The following is a 20,238-nucleotide window of genomic DNA, read 5'->3' as shown; positions in this document are numbered from 1 at the left end:
AACTCGATGCGGCGCGATGGTGGATCTGGAGTAAATAAGTGCGAAAAAGTGAACTCGATGCGACGCTGTGGCGGTTCTGGAGTAAATGAATGCGAAAAACCGAACTCGATGGGTCCGCATACCGCCCCCGCGCCAAACGAATGCGAAAAACCGAACTCGATGCGGCGCGGTCGTTGACGGGCGTGGCCGTCGTTCCGCCGCCCGCCCATCGCGTGCCGCCCGCCGCCGCGCCTACTCCGCCCGAAGCTGGCGGAGGACGGTGATTTCGACGCGGCGGTTCTTCTGCCGGCCGGCGGCCGTGCTGTTATCGCCGGCCGGCCGGGTGTCGGCGTAGCCCGCATACTGGAAACTGTCCGGGCTCAGGCCCTGACGGTCCAGGAAGAAGCGGAGCACGGACATCGCCCGGGCACCGGACAGCTCCCAGTTATCTGCATACGGAGACTGGAGCCCGACCGGCACATTGTCCGTATGTCCTTCTATGCTGACGACGGCGCTGAGGTCTTGAAAAAGGCTCGCCAGCTTGCCAAGCACCGGTGCTGCCCCGTCCTTGAGCTGGGCTTGTCCCGGGTCGAACAGAAAGCGGTCGCTCAGTGTAATGGCAATGCCCTGCGGCTCATCCGCGATAAAAATATCTCCTTCCAGTTGGTTTTGCGCCACATATTGTTTAATGACTTCCATAAAGTCTGCCAGCTCCTGCTCCTGCTCTCGGAAGGCAAGCTCGCGCTGAGTCATGGGACCAGAGGTACCTGGGTCTGTGTCAGATTCGCCAACTGCGTCAGGCACAGCTCCATCATTGCCGTTTCCATCAGGCGATCTGATGTCTCCCGCAGCCCCGTCGCCATCTGCCGCAGAAGATCCGACGTCTCCCGCGCTGCCGCCCTGAATCAAGCCGGAGCCATGTTCCAACAGGGAATCTCCGCTCTGGAAGGTGGCCTGCAGCGACTGCGTAACACGGTCATATTTCTCGGTATCCAGCCGGCTCATCGCGAACAGGACCACAAAGAAAATGAGCAGCAGCGTGATCAGATCGGCGTAAGTAATCATCCAGCGGTCTCTTTGATCTCCGGCGCCCTGGCGGCGGCGTTCCCGACGGGTGGATTTAATCGGCCGTCTCATGGGCCGTCCCCCTTGTTGTCGGCGTGGCAGCGGAGAAGCTGCTTTCGAGCGTGTAGGTGTTCAGCTTTTTGCGGACGAGAAGTGGATGCTGTCCCTGCTGAACGGCGAGAATGCCCTCTAGCAGCAGCTCCATATTTTGAATTTCTTCCTCGCTGCGTGCTTTAATCTTGGAAGCGATGGGAAGAAAGATAATATTGGCACTGGCAACCCCGTACAGGGTGGCGGTAAAAGCAACCGCGATCGACGGACCGAGCCGGGTCGGATCCTGAAGCCCGCCCAGAACGTGAACGAGGCCCATTACGGTACCGATGATCCCCATGGTCGGCGCATAGCCCCCCGCGGCCTCGAAGATTTTGGCATAGCCTTCATGCTTCTGCTCGGTGGCATCCATCTCCAGCTCCAGAATCTGGCGCACCGCGTCCCCGTCCGTTCCGTCGACAACCATCCCCATGCCTTCACGCAAAAAAGGATCGGGATGCTCAGCGGCCGCCTCCTCCAGTGCAAGCACGCCGGTGCGGCGGGCTAACGTGGCCATGTCGACCACGTCCTCAATAAGCTGCAGCGGCGAGCGGCTCCGCCGCCCGAAAGCGAAGCGGAGCGCGGCAGGAATCCTCCGCAGCCGGGAGGCCGGAAAGCTGATCATGACGGCTGCGGCCGTACCCCCGAAGACGATCAGGGCGGCGTTGCCCTGGAGCAGTCCGCCAAGCTGGCCGCCTTCCCACAAGAAGCCGCCGATCAGTGCAGCAAGCCCTGCCAAAAGCCCGAGAATAATGGTAATATCCATGATGAGCAATCATCTCCTTTTATGTAGAGAACTATTATATAAGGTTTGCAACAAAAAAACGAAAAGAGTATAATTGCAGGGGAACAAATATTCTTATTAAACACAAAACGAAGAGGTCTAAACAGAAATGCAGATCTCTTTCTTTTTACATCGGGAAGTTACGATAGAAACGTTAATATACAATATTTTAGACGATAAGGGTGTGATTGAACACATGAGTGATCTCGTGGTCAGTACGAAATCCTTTGAGCTCCAATCGGAGTTTGATCCGCAGGGCGACCAGCCGGGAGCGATTGAGCAGCTGGTGCAGGGCGTGCGAGAGGGCAAGCGTCATCAGACGCTGCTCGGTGCGACGGGAACCGGCAAGACGTTTACGATTGCCCAGACGATTGCGAAGCTGAATCGACCGACGCTCGTGATCGCGCATAACAAGACGCTGGCGGCACAGCTGGCGAGTGAGTTCAAGGAATTTTTCCCCAATAACTCGGTCGATTATTTCGTCAGCTATTACGATTACTATCAGCCGGAGGCGTACATTCCGTCCTCGGATACTTATATTGAGAAGGATTCCAGCGTGAACGAAGAGATTGACAAGCTCCGCCACTCCGCCACAAGCTCCCTGTTCGAACGCCGGGATGTCATTATCGTAGCCAGCGTGTCCTGCATTTACGGCCTGGGGTCTCCGATGGAGTATGGCGAGATGCTGCTCTCGCTGCGAGTAGGCATGGAGAAGCCGCGCAACCAGATCCTGTCCCGACTGGTGGACATCCAGTACCAGCGCAATGATATTAACTTTGTCCGGGGCACGTTTCGGGTGCGCGGAGATGTCATCGAGATTTTTCCGGCATCAAAGGGTGAGCATGCGGTCCGTGTGGAGCTGTTCGGCGATGAGATTGAGCGCATTACTGAAATTGATGTTCTCACCGGTGAGCTGGTGGGCGAGCGGGATCACGTAGCTATTTTTCCGGCGTCTCACTTCGTTACCCGGGAGGAGACGATGCGCGCCGCGCTCGTGAATATTGAGCGGGAGCTGCAGGAGCGCCTGGAGGTGCTGAAGAGTGAGGGCAAGCTGCTCGAGGCCCAGCGTCTGGAGCAGCGCACGAACTATGACATCGAGATGATGAAGGAGGTCGGCTTCTGCTCCGGGATCGAGAACTATTCCGGACCGCTGACCTTCCGGGAGCCGGGAGCGACGCCGTACACGCTGATGGATTATTTTCCGGATGATATGCTCATCGTCATTGATGAATCCCATGTGACGCTGCCGCAGATTCGGGCGATGTACAACGGGGATAAGGCCCGCAAAACCATCCTCGTTGACCACGGCTTCCGCCTCCCGTCAGCACTGGACAACCGCCCGCTCAAATTCGAGGAATTTGAGGAGAAGGTGAGCCAGATTATTTACGTGTCCGCCACGCCGGGGCCTTACGAGCTGGAGCATTGCGATACGATGGTGGAGCAGATCATCCGGCCGACCGGCTTGCTGGATCCGCTCATTGAGGTCCGCCCGACGGAAGGGCAGATTGACGACCTCATCGGCGAAATTCATGATCGCACGGCTAAGGACGAGCGGGTCTTGATTACAACACTGACCAAGAAAATGGCCGAAGACCTCACCGACTACCTGAAGGAGATCGGCATCAAGGTCCGCTACATGCACTCGGAGATCAAGACGTTTGAGCGGATGCAGATTTTGCGCGATCTGCGGCTCGGTACATTCCACGTGCTCGTGGGTATTAACCTGTTAAGGGAGGGGCTGGACCTGCCGGAGGTGTCCCTCGTTGCGATTTTGGATGCCGATAAAGAGGGCTTCCTGCGCTCGGACCGATCCCTGATCCAGACGATTGGACGGGCGGCGCGGAACTCGGAGGGACGCGTCATTATGTACGGGGATAAAATAACGGATTCCATGGACCGTGCCATCAAGGAAACCGAGCGGCGGCGCGCTGTACAGGAAGAGTACAATGAGAGACACGGCATTACGCCGCAGACGATCCGCAAAAAGGTGCGCGATGTCATCGAGGCCACCAAGGCGGCGGAGAGCAAGGCGGATTATTTGACCGGCCCGGCGGCCAAGATGTCGAAGAAGGACCGTCAGTCGGTCATCGAGCGTCTGGAGGTCGAGATGAAGGAAGCGGCCAAGAACTTGCAGTTCGAACGGGCGGCGGAGCTGCGCGATGCGCTGCTTGAGCTGAAGGCGGAGTAACAGTGAGGAGATGAAAGGTTTGGCGAGCGAAAATATAGTAATCAAGGGCGCACGTGCCCACAACCTGAAAAATATTGATGTGACCATACCGCGGGATAAATTCGTCGTACTGACCGGCCTTAGCGGCTCCGGCAAATCCTCGCTGGCCTTTGACACGATTTACGCGGAAGGACAGCGCCGGTATGTAGAATCCCTGTCGGCGTATGCCCGCCAGTTCCTGGGGCAGATGGAGAAGCCGGATGTGGATTCCATCGACGGCTTATCCCCGGCCATCTCGATCGACCAGAAGACGACCAGCCGGAACCCGCGCTCTACGGTCGGAACCGTAACGGAGATTTACGACTATTTGCGGCTGCTTTTTGCCCGCGTGGGCCATCCGCATTGCCCGGATCACGGCATTGAGATTACTTCACAGACGGTCGAGCAGATGGTGGACCGGATTATGCAATATCCGGAGAAGACCCGGCTGCAGATTTTGGCTCCAGTTATTGCCGGCCGCAAGGGTGAGCACAAGAGCCTGTTTGCAGATATTTCCCGGCAGGGCTTTGTCCGCGTACGGGTCAATGGCGAGCTTCGTGACCTGTCCGAAAGCATTGAGCTGGAGAAGAACAAAAAGCATACGATTGACGTTGTGATCGACCGGATCGTCGTAAAGCCGGACGTTGAGGCCCGGCTGGCCGATTCCATTGAGACGGCGCTGAAGCTGTCCGGCGGCCAGCTGCTGGTCGATATTATCGGCCAGGAGGAGCTGCGCTTCAGCTCCAACTTCGCCTGCCCGGTGTGCGGCTTCAGTATGGAGGAGCTGTCCCCGCGGATGTTCTCCTTCAACACGCCATTTGGTGCCTGTCCGGAATGTGACGGCCTGGGGGTAGAGATGATTGTCGATCCGGAGCTGCTGGTGCCGGATCAGAGCAAGAGCATTGAGGATGGAGCGTTCCAGGCCTGGTCTGGCGGTACCTCAACGTATTATCCGCAATTTTTGAGCTCGGTCTGCCGCCATTTTAAAATCCCGATGGATGTGCCCGTAAGCTCGCTCAGCCCGGAGCAGATGAAGATTTTGCTGTACGGCACAGGCAGTCAGAAGATACATTTTAAATATGAGAATGATTTCGGGCAGCGGAAGGAAGCGCATGTCACCTTTGAAGGGATTATTCCGAATCTGGAGCGCCGTTACCGTGATACGAACTCCGAAGGGATTCGCGAATACATTGAAGGCTATATGAGCTCGAAGCCGTGTGATGTGTGTAAGGGCCATCGCCTGAAAAAAGAGAGCCTGGCCGTCACGATTAACGACCAGAACATGGCGTATGTGACGAGCCTGTCCGTTGGGGATGCCTCCCGCTTCTTTGACGGCCTGGAGCTGTCAGAGAAGGAGCAGCAGATTGCAAACCTGATCCTGAAGGAGATTAACAGCCGTCTCGGCTTTCTTGTAAACGTCGGACTGGATTATCTCACGCTCAGCCGCTCTGCAGGGACACTATCCGGCGGTGAAGCGCAGCGGATTCGCCTGGCTACCCAGATTGGCTCGAGCCTGATGGGCGTGCTCTACATTCTGGATGAGCCCAGCATCGGGCTGCATCAGCGGGATAACGACCGCCTGATCTCAACGCTTGAGCATATGCGTGACCTCGGCAACACGCTGATCGTGGTGGAGCATGATGAGGACACCATGCTGGCGGCGGACTATATTATTGATATCGGTCCTGGCGCCGGCATTCACGGCGGAAACGTGATTTCTCAAGGAACACCGAAAGAGGTTATGGAGGATGAGAACTCACTGACCGGGCAGTACCTGAGCGGCCGCAAGTTCATTCCGGTTCATAGCAAACGCCGCAAGCCGGATCAGCGCTGGCTGGAGATCAAGGGTGCGAAGGAGAACAACCTCAAGAACATTAACGTCAAAATTCCAATCGGTGTGTTTACGGCGGTCACGGGTGTGTCCGGCTCCGGGAAATCGACGCTGGTGAATGAGATCCTGTACAAAACGCTCGCCCGCGACTTGAACAAAGCCCGGGTTCGTCCAGGGCAATATCGGGAAATGAAGGGTCTGGAGCATATCGAGAAGGTAATCGACATCGACCAGTCGCCCATTGGCCGGACGCCGCGCTCCAACCCGGCAACGTATACGGGAGTGTTTGATGATATCCGGGATATTTTTGCCCTGACGAATGAAGCGAAGCTGCGCGGGTATAAGAAAGGCCGCTTCAGCTTCAACGTCAAAGGCGGACGCTGTGAAGCCTGCCGGGGTGACGGAATTATCAAGATTGAAATGCACTTTCTGCCCGATATTTATGTGCCGTGCGAGGTGTGCAAGGGCAAGCGCTATAACCGTGAGACGCTGGAGGTCAAGTATAAAGGCAAGAACATTTCCGACGTACTGGAAATGACCGTGGAGGATGCCACCGAGTTCTTCCAGAACATTCCGAAGGTGCACCGCAAGATGCAGACGCTGATGGATGTGGGTCTCGGATATATCAAGCTGGGACAGCCAGCCACCACGCTGTCGGGCGGCGAGGCCCAGCGCGTGAAGCTGGCATCCGAGTTGTACCGGCGCAGTACGGGCAAAACGATGTACATTCTGGATGAGCCGACGACAGGGCTGCATGTTGATGATATTGACCGCCTGCTCATTGTGCTGCACCGATTGGTTGACTCCGGTGAGTCTGTGCTCGTCATCGAGCACAATCTCGACGTCATTAAGACGGCGGATTATTTGATTGATTTGGGGCCTGAAGGCGGCAGCGGCGGGGGTACCGTCCTTGCTGTCGGCACTCCGGAGCAGCTGGTGAAGGTGCCGGAGTCTTATACCGGCAAATATCTGAAGCCGATCCTGGAGCGGGACACAGAGCGCACGGAGGCCATGAACCGCAAGGCACAGGAAGCCGCCGCGAAAGCGGAGGCAGAGGAGCCGGTCGTGAAGTAGCAGCCGGTTCCAGCGCGCCCCTGGCTCAAGCGCTTTAGTATGAGCCGCAAGGCGTGACGCCTGCGGCTTGTACACAGCGCCGACTGCACTTGCGGTCGCCAAGCCCCGGCTAGGCGCCGCAGGACAGCGCGCCTGACAACACAAATAGCCCTGCAGGCTCCCGGCCGGGAACCTGCAGGGCTATTCATCATGGATCTGGCTTAAGAGGCTGCCGTCTCGGAGGCCAGAATCTCGGTCAGCTTCTCCTGGAAGGCCGGGATGCCGACACGCTGAGTATATTCAAAAAAACTTTCCTCTGGAGACAATCGATTCTCCTTATAGAACAGCAGCAGCTGTGCCAGCACCGGACCGACGTGATCTCCTTTTACGCGGCCTTTCAGTGCCTTGTTCAGCTGAGCGCCTGGTCCCAGGGATCCGCCAACGGCGATGTCGAACGCATCGACCATGCCGTCCGGCGTCTTGATCAGAGAGCCCTGCAGGCCGATGTCTGCAATATGCTTCTGACCGCAGGAATTCGGGCAGCCGATAAAGTGGATGCGGACCTTCTCATTCAGGGCTACATTCTCATCGAGGTACTCGGCGACCAGCTTGGCACGATTCTTCGTCTCGACAATCGCGAGGTTACAGAACTCATTGCCTGTGCAGGAAACCGTCCGGCTCATGAAGTGACGCGGGTTCGGTGTCAGGCGCTGCAGCACCGGGGCGTCCAGCAGCTCTTCTACCTTCTCGTCCGGCACGCCGCTGAGAATGATGTTCTGGGACATCGTTGTGCGAATCTTGCCATCGCCGTAGATGTCCGCCACATCGGCAAGCTGAATCAGCTCATCGGCATCCAGACGTCCGACCGGAACGTTCAGGCCGACATAGTTCAGTCCTTGGCCGCGCTGCGGATGAACGCCATCGAAATAAGCAGCCTCCCAGCCCAGTGTCTTGTCCTCGCCGCGCGAAGGCAAGTCGCCGACCAGCTCGACCAGCTTCTCCTTGAACTTCTCCGGTCCCCAGTCCGCGACCAGGAACTTCAGGCGCGCATGATGACGCTTCTGACGGTAGCCGTAATCCCGGAAGATGGTGGTTACGCCGACAGCGACACGCAGGGCATCCTCAGGGCGGACAAAAATATCCAGGGGCTGCGCCAGATGCGGCTTCGCCGACAGGCCACCACCCACCATGACATGGAAGCCGATCACTTCCTGACCGTCAATCACCTTGACGGCCGGTGTCAAAGCCAGGTCGTTAATCTCGGCATTGGCATTGTTATACGGGTTCGCAGAGATGGAAATTTTATATTTCCGCGGCAGGTTGGAGAAATCCCGGTTCATCAGGAAAAAGTCATTGATCTCCTCCACCAGGTCTGTCGTATCCATAAGCTCATGCGGATCAATGCCCGCCAGCGGGTTACCGACAATCGTACGCGGGCAGTCTCCGCAAGCCTCGAAGGAGTACAGGCCTACATCCTCCAGGCGCTTGAAAATATCCGGAAGGCTCTCTACAGTCAGCCAGTGGAACTGAATAGCCTGACGCGTCGTCACGTCTACCAGGTCACGTCCGTACAATCTGGCGATTTCGGCCAGCGCACGGGCCTGGGCCGTCGTCATGATGCCGGTGTTGATGCGCACACGCATCATGAAGTGTCCGTCCTTCGGCTTCTGCTGATACACACCCGCCCATTTGAAGCGGTCCATATCATCTGCAGTGATAGAATCAAAGCCTTGTACAGAATACTCTTCTATAATAGTACGAATGACATCAAGTCCGTCTTTTTCCATTTTTACAAATTCGAATTTGTTCAGCTTGTCGGGATCGGCCATCCAGATTGGTTCATAAGCCATATGAATTTAACGCCTCCTGCATTGGTTAGAATTGATGATTACACGCCATAATTCCGATTAGAATAGTATGATATTGTGTTGATATTACCATAAATTCTTGTAACCGTAAACGAAAATATGGAAGCCGCCGGGGTGAAAAATCACAAAATTCACGAGAATTTCGTTATTTTTTCAATGAGAGGGCTTGCATCAGAACCCGGGCGCGGATAACATAGAAGAAGATATGTAATCATGTCCGAGAATTCAAGGGGGTACGTTTCATGTTCATTGCTACAGCTGCGGACAGCACGGCCGTTTTTAAGCATTTTGATGTTTTTATGATCCTGTTTACGATTGTAATTGCGATCGGCGTGGTTCGCTTGTTGATGGCCCGCCAGAAGAATAAATTTGCCATCGCATTCGGACTCGTCAGCCTGGGCGTGTTCCTGTATTCGGACTATGCTATGGTGCTGAACTGGATTAACGGCGGCAACTAAGCAAATAAGGCTACATAAGAAAGCGTCCTTTCGCAGCGTGCGGAGCGGGCGTTTTTTTGTTGTTTCTAGCTAAAGGAAATATAGATGGTCTGGTATGAATTTCGCAGGTAGTAGAATCCAAAGATTCATGGTAAATTGAGGAAGCGGCTGGATTAGGCGCGGAGAGGATGAATTCAATAAATGCACTTATGGAAAAAGACCACGGCAGCCCTTGTTGCTGCGGGCATCATGCTGCTTAGTTCAGTGCTCCATCCGGGCATGGCTGCAGCGGCTACCAAGAACAACAGCGCTTATACATATCCGCAGGATCCTGTGCCGCAGGTTATTCAGGGGATGTCACCGTCGGTGGTGGGCATTGCAGGCAAGCTGACGGGCGGCATGTATACCGAGGATCGATATAATCTGTCTCACGGAAGTGGAGTTATTTTGAGCAAAGATGGCTGGATTGTGACGAATGCGCATGTAGTGGACCGGCTAAGCAAAATTCAGGTCGTCACCTCGGACGGCAAGACCTATCAGGCCCGCAGCGTGTTCAGTGACGATGTTAGCGATATTGCTGTCGTCAAAATCAATGCCAAAGGACTGAAGCCGGCCGTGTTTGCCGTAACAAGCCAGAACGCTCAGGTTGGCGAAAAGGTGGCTGCGATCGGTACTCCGATCTCCTTCTCCTTGCGCAACTCGGCCACGGTTGGGGTGGTCAGCGGTTTGAACCGCAGCATCGACAGCTCCTATCGCCTGATCCAGACGGATACGGCGATTAATCCGGGCAACAGCGGCGGGCCGCTCGTGAATATGAAGGGCGAAGTGATTGGCATTAACAGTATGAAATTTTCGGCGATCGGCGTGGAAAATATGGGCTTCTCCATCCCTTCCGAGACCGTGGGCTATGTCGTCAAGCAGCTGATTCAATACGGTGAAGTGAAGCGGGCAGGGCTGGGCCTTTCGCTGGAGGAAAGCTTTTCGGCAATTGTCGGCTTCCCGAGCGAGGATCCGCTTCAGGTGACCGACGTAACGTCTCTCGAAGCCATTAAGGCGGGGATCTCCAAGGGGGACGTGCTATACGCTATTAATGGTAAGAGAGTATACTCCATTGTTGATATTAACGAGATGCTCAAGCTGTATGCGCCTGGTACGAAGGTGAAGCTGCTGATGCAAAGAGACGGGGATATTGTCAGCGTACCGCTTGTGTTAAGCAGTGGCATCAGCGAGCCTGTGGAGGATGCCGAGTGGGAAGAAGAGGTGGAGGTATGACAAGCTCTCAGCGTTTCATTTCAAAATCACATCGTCAGCGTGCTATGAGTCTGCTGCTGGCGGCGTCTCTGCTGGGCAGCACGCTGGCAGATTCTGCCGCCTGGGGCGCAGAGAATCAGAACGTCGTGCTGTCCCTGAAGCAGGGAAGCCCGAGCGCGGACATTAACGGGGCTGCCGCTCCCATTGTGAAGCCGGTCATCAAGCAGGGCCATCTCATGGTGCCGCTTGGCGTATTTTCAAAAGCGTTCGGCAGTCAGGTAACGCTGGAGGGCACGACGCGCGTGACGCTGCTGCAGGGACCGCACCGGCTGGTCATGACCATCGGCAGCAGTACAGCCTGGATCGACGGACGGAAGATCGTCTTGCCGGTTGAGCCGCAAATGATCTCAGATACCTTGATGGTTCCGCTTCGCGCGGTGGCGCAAGGCCTGGGAGCCAAGGTCGGCGTAGACTCCAAGGGCAGGGTGAGCATCACCATGAAGGTGCAGGATAAGCAGCCTTCGGAGGAAGAGGGCGGCCTTAGCGGAGAATCCGTCAATCAGCCGACCCGGATCGGTAACAGCTATTACGGCTGGAGCATCGATTATCCGTCGGGCATGATGGTCAACAGCTATGCCGGGGATGAGAGCTCCGTAGAATTTGTGGACGCCACCGGCCGCTATTATATGGAGCTGTATGTCAGCGATGCGCCAGAGGAGCAGGAGCCCAAGGCCCTGCTGGCTCAGCTTCTTCGCAATGCGGAGGATGCCGGAGATCTGGTGGTGCACCGGGAAATCGTGAACCGGGGGAGCTACCCGTACGCGAGAATTTTTTCGCGGGACAGTGATGAATTCATTTGGGAAACCCGTATGTACTATGATAACGGCCGGGTGTATGAGCTTTATTTTGCCGATCGTGACGCGGTGCATTATAGAGATATGAGTGCTTTTGGCGGGCTGCTGAATTCTTTTCAGCCGGTATTTCCGGAAGGGAGCGCCAAGGCCAAGGTGAAGGATTTATCCTCTGTCGAAGAGGGGCTGCGCATGCTGAACGAGCCGGATTACGGGATTACCGTGGGGATTCCGGCAGACTGGATGTATTACGATGAGTATTACTATGGCAAAGAGGGAGAAGGCGGCTTCCTCATGGATGTCCATTCTGCTCCCGAGGGACAGCAGGGAAATCTGAAGCAGTGGGTGCAGCAGCTGGAGAGCTATTATGCCGACACCTTTGTACCGGATGCCTACGAGCTGGACAAGGCCGTTCCGATCAGCATTTCCGGTCAAGAAGGCCAGATGGTGAAGGTGCGCTATGTGGATCGGGGGCGGTGGTATACCGAGTATAGCTTTTTGATACAGCATAAGGGGTACCGCTATGAGCTGACATACCGGGTAGATGATGAAAGCACTCTCGCGGCAGATATGTGGGAGGCTGTGCTGGCGTCGATCGCTATCGACTATGATGTCGTGCCCGGTGAGTTTGGTAATCTGGGAACGCCTGCGTATCTGCAGAATTCCAGCGCGATGGTCAAGCGATCCTCCAAGGCCTATGCTTACACCGTGAGCCTGCCAGAGAATTGGAGCTCGTCCAGGGACTGGTTTGAATCGGGGAATGTGGAATATGAGCTGCCGGGCGGCACGTTCGAGATCGATTCTGTAAAAAATACAGCCCGGAGCACGGTCCTCAAACGTCTCCAGGCCTACTATAACGACAAAACGTCATCCAGCTTCGGCGAGTCGGAGGCCAAAGGCCTCGGCGTCCGCAATATCACGCTTGCCGGCGTGCCGGCCGTGTCGTTCGAGCTGCACTTCCCGGGTAAAACATTCGGGCACACCGAGCGTTATCTGGTGTTTGAGCGGGATGGCATTGTGCACACCGTATCCATCCGGCTGGAGGATGCCAACGCTACAGCTACGCAGCTGCAAACCCTTGAGCGAGTGCTGCAAAGCTTGCGGTAGGTCATCCGTTCCACCCCCGCCGGACGCTGGGGATGTGTGTGGTAGAAGTAACGATAGACTTCGTGGTAAAGGTCGCCGGGACAGAGCTGCTGCCGGCGGCCTTTTTCAGCGTGGCGGGGATAAACAGGGCTCGGCGGGCCGCGTCCGGGCCGCATTCAAGCCGAACGAGTGCGAAAAACCGAACTCGTTACAGCGGCAGCCCGCCCCCGTGCCAAACGAGTGCGAAAAACCGAACTCGTTACGTCGGTATGGCGCATCTGGAGCAAACGAATGCGAAAAACCGAACTCGTTGTGTCGGTATCGCGCATCTGGAGTAAACGAATGCGAAAAACTGAACTCGTTACGTCGGTATGGCGCATCTGGAGCAAACGAATGTGAAAAACCGAACTCGTTACGTCGGCAGCCCGCCCCCGCCCCAAACGAATGCGAAAAACCGAACCCGCTAGCAAGCACTCCAGCGCACAGCCCGCGCACGCGGGATGCGCCGCGCCGAAGGGATGCCTATTTGTAGAAAGTCTTTTTATCTGGAGCGGTTTTTGCTACAATTAATAAGTTATAGCATGCATGGCTGATGGAATGTCGGGACGGCGTTTTGGACATCTTGGAAATATATAGGTACCGGCGATGGAAATCCCGGTTTGGGAGGATATACATGGATACACCGATGTTGCGCAGGGAGGATGTTGAGCTTCTTGCGCCTGCAGGCGATTGGGACTGCATGCGGGCTGCGGTGGCAAACGGCGCAGACGCGATATTTTTTGGAGTCGAAAAGTTTAATGCCCGGGCACGGGCGAACAATTTCCGGATGAATGAGCTGCCGGAAATTATGTCTTTTTTGCACAGCTATGGCGTAAAGGGCTTCCTCACGTTTAACATTCTCGTGTTTGAGAATGAGCTGGAGGAAGCGAAGGAGCTCATTGACGCCTGTGTGGATGCCGGCGTCGATGCCGTCATCGTGCAGGACCTGGGACTGGTGAAGCTGATCCGCGAGATTTCGCCGGATTTTCCAATTCACGGCTCTACTCAGATGACGATCACATCCCCGGAAGCGGTGGAGTTTACGAAGCCTTGGGGCATGGAGCGGGTCGTCCTGGGCCGCGAGAACAACCTGAAGCAGATTCAAAAAATTGGAGAACAGGCCCGCCTGCCGATGGAAGTGTTCGTGCACGGAGCGCTGTGCGTGTCCTACTCCGGTCAGTGCCTGACCTCGGAGATGTGGGGCGGCCGCTCGGCGAACCGCGGCGAATGCGCGCAGGCCTGCCGCCTGCCGTACGATTTGATGGTTGATGGTGTGCAGCAGCCGATGGGCGATGTGACGTATTTGCTGTCACCGAAGGATCTGGCGGCCATTGATCTGATGCCAGAGCTGATTGAGGCCGGTGTGACTTCCTTCAAGATTGAAGGACGCCTGAAGACGCCGGAATATGTAGCCAATGTGGTCAGCAAGTACCGCAAGGCGATTGACCAATATTTTGACGGGGAGAACGCCAAGCCGAGCAAGGAAGACATCCGCGAGCTGCAGCAGAGCTTCTCGCGCGGCTTTACCCACGGCTTCCTTAGCGGAACGAACAATAAGCAGCTGGTCGATGGCACGTTTCCGAAGAGCCGCGGGGTATACCTGGGCAAGGTAGAGCAGATTTTGCGGGACGGCGTAGTCTGCCGCCTGGAGGCTCCGCTCAAGCGCGGGGACGGCATTGTGTTTGATGCCGGAGATCCGACGCGCAAGGAAGAGGGCGGCCGTGTCTATGATGTCCGCCGCAAAGGCGTGAAGCTGGAAGGCGAGGCTGGCGAAGGCTGGATCGTCGACATTGTGCCCGGCCGCAGTGATGTCGATCTGCGCCGGCTGCATGTCGGCGACCGGATCTGGAAGACGAACGATCCGGCGCTCGATAAGCGGCTGCGTCAGACGTTTGAGACAGACAAGCCGTACCGGGTATTCCCGGTGCACGTCCGCGTCAGCGGAAGTCCGGGACAGCCTCTGTCCACCTGGTGGACCGATGTCCAGAAGGGCACCACGGTCCGTGTGGATTCAGAGCTGGAGCTGGAAATCGCGAAGAAGCGCCCGATGAACCGCGAGCTGCTAGAGGAGCAGTTCGGGCGCCTGGGCGGCACGATCTATCAGCTGGAGCAGCTCGAGGCCGAGCTGCACGGCGATGTCATCGTGCCGATGCGCGAGCTCAACAGCATCCGCCGCCAGGCGGTGGAGCTGCTGTCGGGCGAGCGCCCGAAGCCTCCCGTCTACATCAAACGGGAGGCCTCGGTCTACGGCGATGCCTCCATACCGGCATCGCAAGTGCCGCGCGGTGAAGCACAGCTGACCGCGCTCTGCCGCAGCCTGCCGCAGGTACAGGCTGCGCTGGAAGCCGGCGTCGAGATGATCTACGCCGACTTCGAATTTATTAAGCAATTCCCGGCAGCCGTGGATGCCGTCCGGGCGGCCGGCAAGCAGATCGCGCTGGCCACGCCGCGCATTCATATGCCGGGCGAGAACGGCTACCACAACAACATTTTGCGCCTCCAGCCGGATGCCGTGCTGGTGCCAACACCGGGGCGCTGTATTTCTACCTGCGCCACCGGCTGGAGCATCCCGACCAGACTCATCCTCGCCTGATCGGAGACTTCTCGCTGAACATTGCTAACCATAAGGCAGCAGACCTGTTCATCGAGTCCGGCTGCGAGCTCGTAACGCCGTCGTATGATTTGAACATCCAGCAGATGATTGACCTGCTTCGCCGTTCGGACACCTCCAGAATGGAGATTGTCATTCATCAGCATTTGCCGATGTTCCATACGGAGCATTGTGTATACTGCACGTTTATGAGTGAAGGCACCGACTTCACCAACTGCGGGCGTCCCTGCGAGGAGCACCGCGCCTCGCTTCAGGACCGGATCGGCATGTCCCACCCCGTGCGGGTGGATGAAGGCTGCCGGAATACCGTCTACAATGCGATCGAGCAGTCGGGAGCAGAGTATTTGAGTAATTTTATGGAGCTGGGCGTCTCCAGATACCGCGTAGAGTTCCTGGAAGAAACGCCGGAGCAGGTGCAGGAGGTCATTGACCTGTATCATCGCGCACTGCGCGGCGAAATTAGCGGAACCCAGGTGTGGAAGCAGCTGAAAGCAACGAACCAGCTCGGGGTTACCCGGGGACAGCTGGTGAAATAGGAACCATGAAGGAGTGCTGCCGCAAGTTCGGGCTGCGCTCCTTTTTTGCATCATTTTTATATGACACATGATGATTCATCAGCCTGCTTCTCTTATAGCCGGACTATTCATCGCGCTGTTATCATTTCTGCTGCTGACGGACATGGATACGGGGGAGCGGTGGGAGATGCGCTAACCCTAAAACTTCTCCTTGCGCCGCACCTCCCGGGATCGTCGGGTCACGCGCGGCTTGAACAAAAAGCTCACATTGGGCTCCACCAGCCAGCCCATACTTGCTTTGACGGCCCTGGACGACAAGAGCACCGTGACCAGCACGCCGAGCAGGATCGGCAGAATGCCGCCGGCAACGGAGCCGATCTCCTGCAGCACGCCAAAGTAGAGCAGTGACTTGACCACAAAGCCGTGCAGCAAAAACACATACATCGTGTTCATGCCCCGGTCGGTATACCAGTGCCGCTGCTGCGGGACCCAGGACAGAAATGCGGCCCCCATGAGCAGAGTAAACGTATACGTGAGCAGCCGGAACGCGCCCGCATACCATGTGTCCAGCCCAAACTGGGCATAGTTCATCGCGCCATAGAACCAAGCCGGCTCCAGTACGGGGGACAGCGTATGGAGCAGAACGGCTCCGGACAGGAGCATCAGGAGCGAGACCAGGCGCACCCCCGGTTTTTTTAAAGGGAGAAGCCATTCTCTTTTGAAATAAACACCCAGCAGGAAGAACGGCAAAAAATACAGCGTCCGCGAAACACTGGCATAATAATCGACATCAAGGGCATAACCGAGCAGCACGGAGGACCAAAGAGCAATCCACAGCGGCGCTTTGAGAACGAGCAGATAGGGTAGCAGCATTTTCCACAGCAGCATACTAAACAGAAACCATAGAATCCAATACGGATAAAAATACGTAAAATGCAGCTTCTCCAAGCCCTGCGTATAGAAGTCGAACCACGTGTATAGCGTCTCAAAGATCAGATAGGGCAGCGCCAGATTCGACACGAGCTGAATATAATATTTGGGGTAAGTGATGCTTTTGGAGAAATAGCCGGCAACAAATACGAACAGCGGCATATGGAAGGAATAGATCCACGGATACAGCGTCTCCAGCGGCGACTCCCCATAGAACGGCTCCATGAAATGCCCCACGACCACGAGCAGAATGAGCCAGAATTTTAAATTGTCAAAATACAGATCTCTCTCGTTCATGGGGGTGCGCTCCTTTGGGCATGAGGTTATTGTTAAATAACCTATTTTGGCAAGCTTGATACCTGGGAAGACGAAAGGGCTTCTGTCCTCAAACAGGAAAAATAGCACGGCGCATGGTACAATATCTTCAGCCAATAAAGGAACGTGAGACGATATAGCGTGCAGCAGGTGCTGCAGAAAGAGAGAGCATACGATGAGAATACGCAAAGCGATTATACCGGCCGCAGGACTGGGCACCCGCTTCCTGCCGGCGACCAAGGCGATGCCCAAGGAGATGCTTCCCATCGTCGATAAGCCCACCATCCAGTACATTATCGAGGAGGCGGTGGCCTCCGGTATTGAGGACATTCTGATCGTGACGGGCAAAGGAAAGCGGGCGATCGAGGACCATTTCGACTCCTCCTTCGAGCTGGAGCACAATCTGGCGGAGAAGGGCAAATGGGGGCTGCTGCAAGAGGTGCGGCGTCCCTCCGATATGGCAGATATTCACTACATCCGGCAAAAAGAGCCCAAGGGACTCGGTCACGCCATCTGGTGCGCCCGCAAATTTATCGGCCAGGAGCCGTTTGCAGTGCTGCTTGGCGATGATATTGTGGAGTCGCAGGTGCCGTGCCTGAAGCAGATGATCGACGTCTACGATCAGTATGGCAGCGCTCTGGTCGGCGTGCAGCCGGTGGAGTGGGATCAGGTGGGCCGCTACGGCATCGTGGACGGCGTGCCTGTGGCCGAGCGAATCTATGCCACGGAAAGATTGGTTGAGAAGCCCTCCCGGGAGGAGGCTCCTTCCAATCTCGCAATTATGGGGCGGTATATTTTGCCACCGGGTATTTTTGAGGTGCTGGAAGCGCAGGAAGCAGGGAAGAACGGGGAAATCCAGCTGACGGATGCGCTGGCAGCCTGGTCCCGGAAGGAACAGATTCTGGCCTACCACTTTGACGGAATCCGCCATGATGTCGGCGAGAAGCAGGGCTTCATCGAGACGACCATTCATTATGCGCTGCAGCATGAGGAGCTGCGGGAAAGCCTGCTGCAGTATATGCAGAAGAAGCTGGAGCAGGAGCGCCGTAGCTCTTTTGGAGGGATGGCAGGGGAAGTGTAGGGGGAGAACGCAAGGCAATTTCATAGAGTGAAATAGGAAGAGGCCATCCCGCAAGATCTAAGATCTTATGGGACAGCCTCTTTGTGCTTGAATACTACTCCAAGCTGTCTAACAGGGTCTTGATTTCAGCGTTAAGGTTAAGGGTATTCAGGATGACCTGAAGCGCCTCGGCACGCGTGGAGCTGCTGCGGCCATCGAATTGACCGTTGCCTTTACCGTTGATGATCCCTGCTTGGACGGCCATATCGACATATTCCTTCGCCCAGGCTGCTACAGGATCTGTGACTACTTTATTCACGTCCTTTTGAACGTTCTGGAAGTTAATGATGCGAGACAAGATCACTACCATTTCTTCACGAGTGATGGTGCCGTTGGGCTTGAATGTGCCATCCCCATAGCCGCTAATAATCCCGGCGGAGGCGAATTGGGCGATGGAAGCATTTGCCCAGTGATTTTGAATATCGTTGAAGGCTGCTTGCTTGTTGCCTTGAACAGGGAAGAGGCGAGACAGGATCGAGATAAACTCTGCCCGGGAAATATTTTTATCAGGCTGAGCCGTTCCATCCTTGTACCCTTTAATAACATCAAGCTTTACAAAAAGATCAACCGTCTTTTCAGCCCAATGTCCTTTCGTATCCGACGGCTTCAATACAGGAGTTGTGAACGTTTGCGAGGCTATGCCCACATTCTCGAGCTTCTTCTGGATGACCGATACTACGTTAGAATCGGCTTTAACAATCTCACTGAGGAAAATATCAACGACAGGCTTTGCCGGCTTCGCTTCCACGACCGGGGGCGTGGTGGGAACCGTGACTACAGGGCTTGGTGTGACGGGTGGAACCGTAACCTCATTGCTCGGAGTGCCTGGATCAGGTACTACGACCGGCCGGGCCATAACATGGACCGTGACTGTTTCGGAGAAACCGGCAATTTTAACCCGGATGTCTGCTGTGCCTGCAGCTACCCCATACACTTCGCCCGTGTCTGAAACGGTTGCAATTGAGGTGTCTGAGGATGAATACGTTAACTCATCGGAGGCAGTCGTCGAGACGTTGGAGTCCTGAGCATCAACATCCAAGGCAGAGAACCGTGTCATCATAAAGATCTGTGTAGTGGAGTAATTGATATGAGAATCGATTTGAACCGTATCTCCAACGTACACCGAAGCTGTAACAGGGGTCACCGTCAATCCAGTCACAACCGGCTTAGGGTCTACTACCGTGATCGACGTCTCATAGCCGATCCCTCTGTAAGTACCTGTAATCGTAGCTGTGCCTGCAGCATGAGCTTCAATCATGCCTGCCGGATTAACCGAAGCTACATTCGGATGACTGGAGGCCCAGATAATATCTGTGTGTAACGCATTGATAGATGGCAAGTCTGTGAAGAACAATTCGAGACCATTTTGTAAATGGTTGCCTACATGAAGCACCAAATCGGAATAATGTGGCTTAACCGAGGTTACAGGGGCAGGAATGAACTGCACAGCATATGACCTTGTAGTTCCATCTTCAGCGGTGACGGTCAGCCCTTTTGATTTTAAGTCATCGAAGGAAACTACGTAAGGTGATGTCAGAGGACTTTGCGTGATTCTCAAGCTTTGTCCCTTGTGACTGAACGTTAATGTGCCAGAATCGGAAGGGCTTTGACCATGGGGCATGTGAAAGAACACCACATCCGATGCATGATCAACCATACCGCGAAAATGATCAAACTGAGCGGTTAATAATTTTTTTTCAGAGGAAAGAACGGGAATGGGAGGATCAGTAGGGAAATCGGGAGGGAGATCGGGGTTGGGGAAATCAGGGATATTGAAATCAGGAATGTAAATGATATTCACCTGCACCGGAACACCTACGATTGAACTCATGGACGGATTAAAATCATTGGAAACCTTATGGGAATCCACGACATTGATAGCCGTAAAAGAAATCGTTGAACTTGAGACCTGCACATCCTCTTTCACCTTGAACTTGAATGTAAACAAATCGTCATAGCTATTGTTATCAATTAAAGTTTGGTTTTTTGCCTTTATGGAAGCTTCAAGATAGAATTCCCCATCGTTGTCATCCTTTACGACAGGTGCAGCTATATCGTAGTTTAAAGAATTATATAATGTCAGGCTTGTTGATTAACCAATATATGTAATTAACTCAGCCTGAAAAAACACGACATTAAACGTTGTATTCGAATCAGCCACTCTGCGGACAAGTCGTTCAAGAGCAGCAAGCGAGCGAACCGAACGA

The 20,238-nt window shown here is 55.2% G+C and carries 11 protein-coding genes and 1 pseudogene; 7 read left to right on the top strand and 5 right to left on the bottom strand.

Features of this window, described 5'->3' with window-relative positions; translation table 11 throughout:
- Nucleotides 1-231 precede the first annotated feature (231 nt).
- Entirely contained in the window at nt 232-1,116 is an 885-nt protein-coding gene (locus ACH6EH_RS16600) for a flagellar motor protein MotB (protein ID WP_397333154.1), read from the bottom strand.
- Nucleotides 1,100-1,900, bottom strand: coding sequence for a flagellar motor protein (locus ACH6EH_RS16595; protein WP_397333153.1), 801 nt, complete (start codon nt 1,898-1,900; stop codon nt 1,100-1,102). The genes ACH6EH_RS16600 and ACH6EH_RS16595 overlap by 17 nt, the downstream gene beginning before the upstream one ends.
- A gap of 214 nt (nt 1,901-2,114) precedes the next feature.
- Between ACH6EH_RS16595 and uvrB the strand changes: the two genes are divergently transcribed.
- Complete coding sequence (gene uvrB, locus ACH6EH_RS16590; protein WP_397333187.1) at nt 2,115-4,106, top strand: excinuclease ABC subunit UvrB; 1,992 nt, start codon at nt 2,115-2,117, stop codon at nt 4,104-4,106.
- A 19-nt stretch (nt 4,107-4,125) separates the two neighbouring features.
- Nucleotides 4,126-7,029, top strand: coding sequence for an excinuclease ABC subunit UvrA (gene uvrA / locus ACH6EH_RS16585; protein WP_397333152.1), 2,904 nt, complete (start codon nt 4,126-4,128; stop codon nt 7,027-7,029).
- A 200-nt stretch (nt 7,030-7,229) separates the two neighbouring features.
- Here uvrA and ACH6EH_RS16580 read toward each other — a convergent pair whose 3' ends face one another.
- The gene (locus ACH6EH_RS16580; RefSeq protein WP_397333151.1) at nt 7,230-8,858 is read right to left on the bottom strand and encodes a nitrite/sulfite reductase; all 1,629 of its coding nucleotides are present in this window, start codon (nt 8,856-8,858) and stop codon (nt 7,230-7,232) included.
- Between the two features lie 260 nt (nt 8,859-9,118).
- On the opposite strand from ACH6EH_RS16580, the gene ACH6EH_RS16575 reads away from it, so the two are divergent.
- The 4 genes and pseudogenes from ACH6EH_RS16575 (at nt 9,119) to ACH6EH_RS16560 (ending at nt 15,687) form a co-directional block, all read left to right on the top strand.
- Nucleotides 9,119-9,334, top strand: a complete 216-nt coding sequence (locus tag ACH6EH_RS16575) for a hypothetical protein (RefSeq protein ID WP_138227213.1) — start codon at nt 9,119-9,121, stop codon at nt 9,332-9,334.
- 228 nt (nt 9,335-9,562) lie between these two features.
- A complete protein-coding gene (locus tag ACH6EH_RS16570; RefSeq protein WP_397333186.1) occupies nt 9,563-10,585 on the top strand; it encodes a S1C family serine protease in 1,023 nt (340 codons plus the stop codon).
- Nucleotides 10,582-12,522 (top strand): copper amine oxidase N-terminal domain-containing protein, encoded by a 1,941-nt coding sequence (locus tag ACH6EH_RS16565; protein ID WP_397333150.1) that lies wholly within the window; start codon nt 10,582-10,584, stop codon nt 12,520-12,522. Before ACH6EH_RS16570 ends, ACH6EH_RS16565 begins: the two co-directional genes overlap by 4 nt.
- Nucleotides 12,523-13,174: 652 nt before the next feature.
- A pseudogene (locus ACH6EH_RS16560) lies at nt 13,175-15,687 on the top strand (U32 family peptidase).
- A 177-nt stretch (nt 15,688-15,864) separates the two neighbouring features.
- On the opposite strand, the gene ACH6EH_RS16555 reads toward ACH6EH_RS16560, so the two are convergent.
- Nucleotides 15,865-16,893, bottom strand: coding sequence for an acyltransferase family protein (locus ACH6EH_RS16555; protein ID WP_397333149.1), 1,029 nt, complete (start codon nt 16,891-16,893; stop codon nt 15,865-15,867).
- Between the two features lie 193 nt (nt 16,894-17,086).
- On the opposite strand from ACH6EH_RS16555, the gene galU reads away from it, so the two are divergent.
- Complete coding sequence (gene galU, locus ACH6EH_RS16550) at nt 17,087-17,992, top strand: UTP--glucose-1-phosphate uridylyltransferase GalU (RefSeq protein ID WP_397333148.1); 906 nt, start codon at nt 17,087-17,089, stop codon at nt 17,990-17,992.
- Nucleotides 17,993-18,086: 94 nt separating this feature from the next.
- Here the strand turns inward: galU and ACH6EH_RS16545 are convergent, their stop codons facing one another.
- Nucleotides 18,087-19,958: an S-layer homology domain-containing protein gene (locus ACH6EH_RS16545; RefSeq protein WP_397333147.1), complete on the bottom strand. Its 1,872-nt coding sequence runs from the start codon at nt 19,956-19,958 to the stop codon at nt 18,087-18,089.
- Nucleotides 19,959-20,238 lie beyond the last annotated feature (280 nt).

The sequence above is a fragment of the Paenibacillus sp. JSM ZJ436 genome (genome assembly GCF_044383795.1).
Taxonomy (GTDB): Bacteria; Bacillota; Bacilli; order Paenibacillales; family Paenibacillaceae; genus Paenibacillus_AQ; species Paenibacillus_AQ algicola.
The sequence above is the reverse complement of the archived record's forward strand: the minus strand, read 5'-3'. Positions and strand labels throughout refer to the sequence as shown.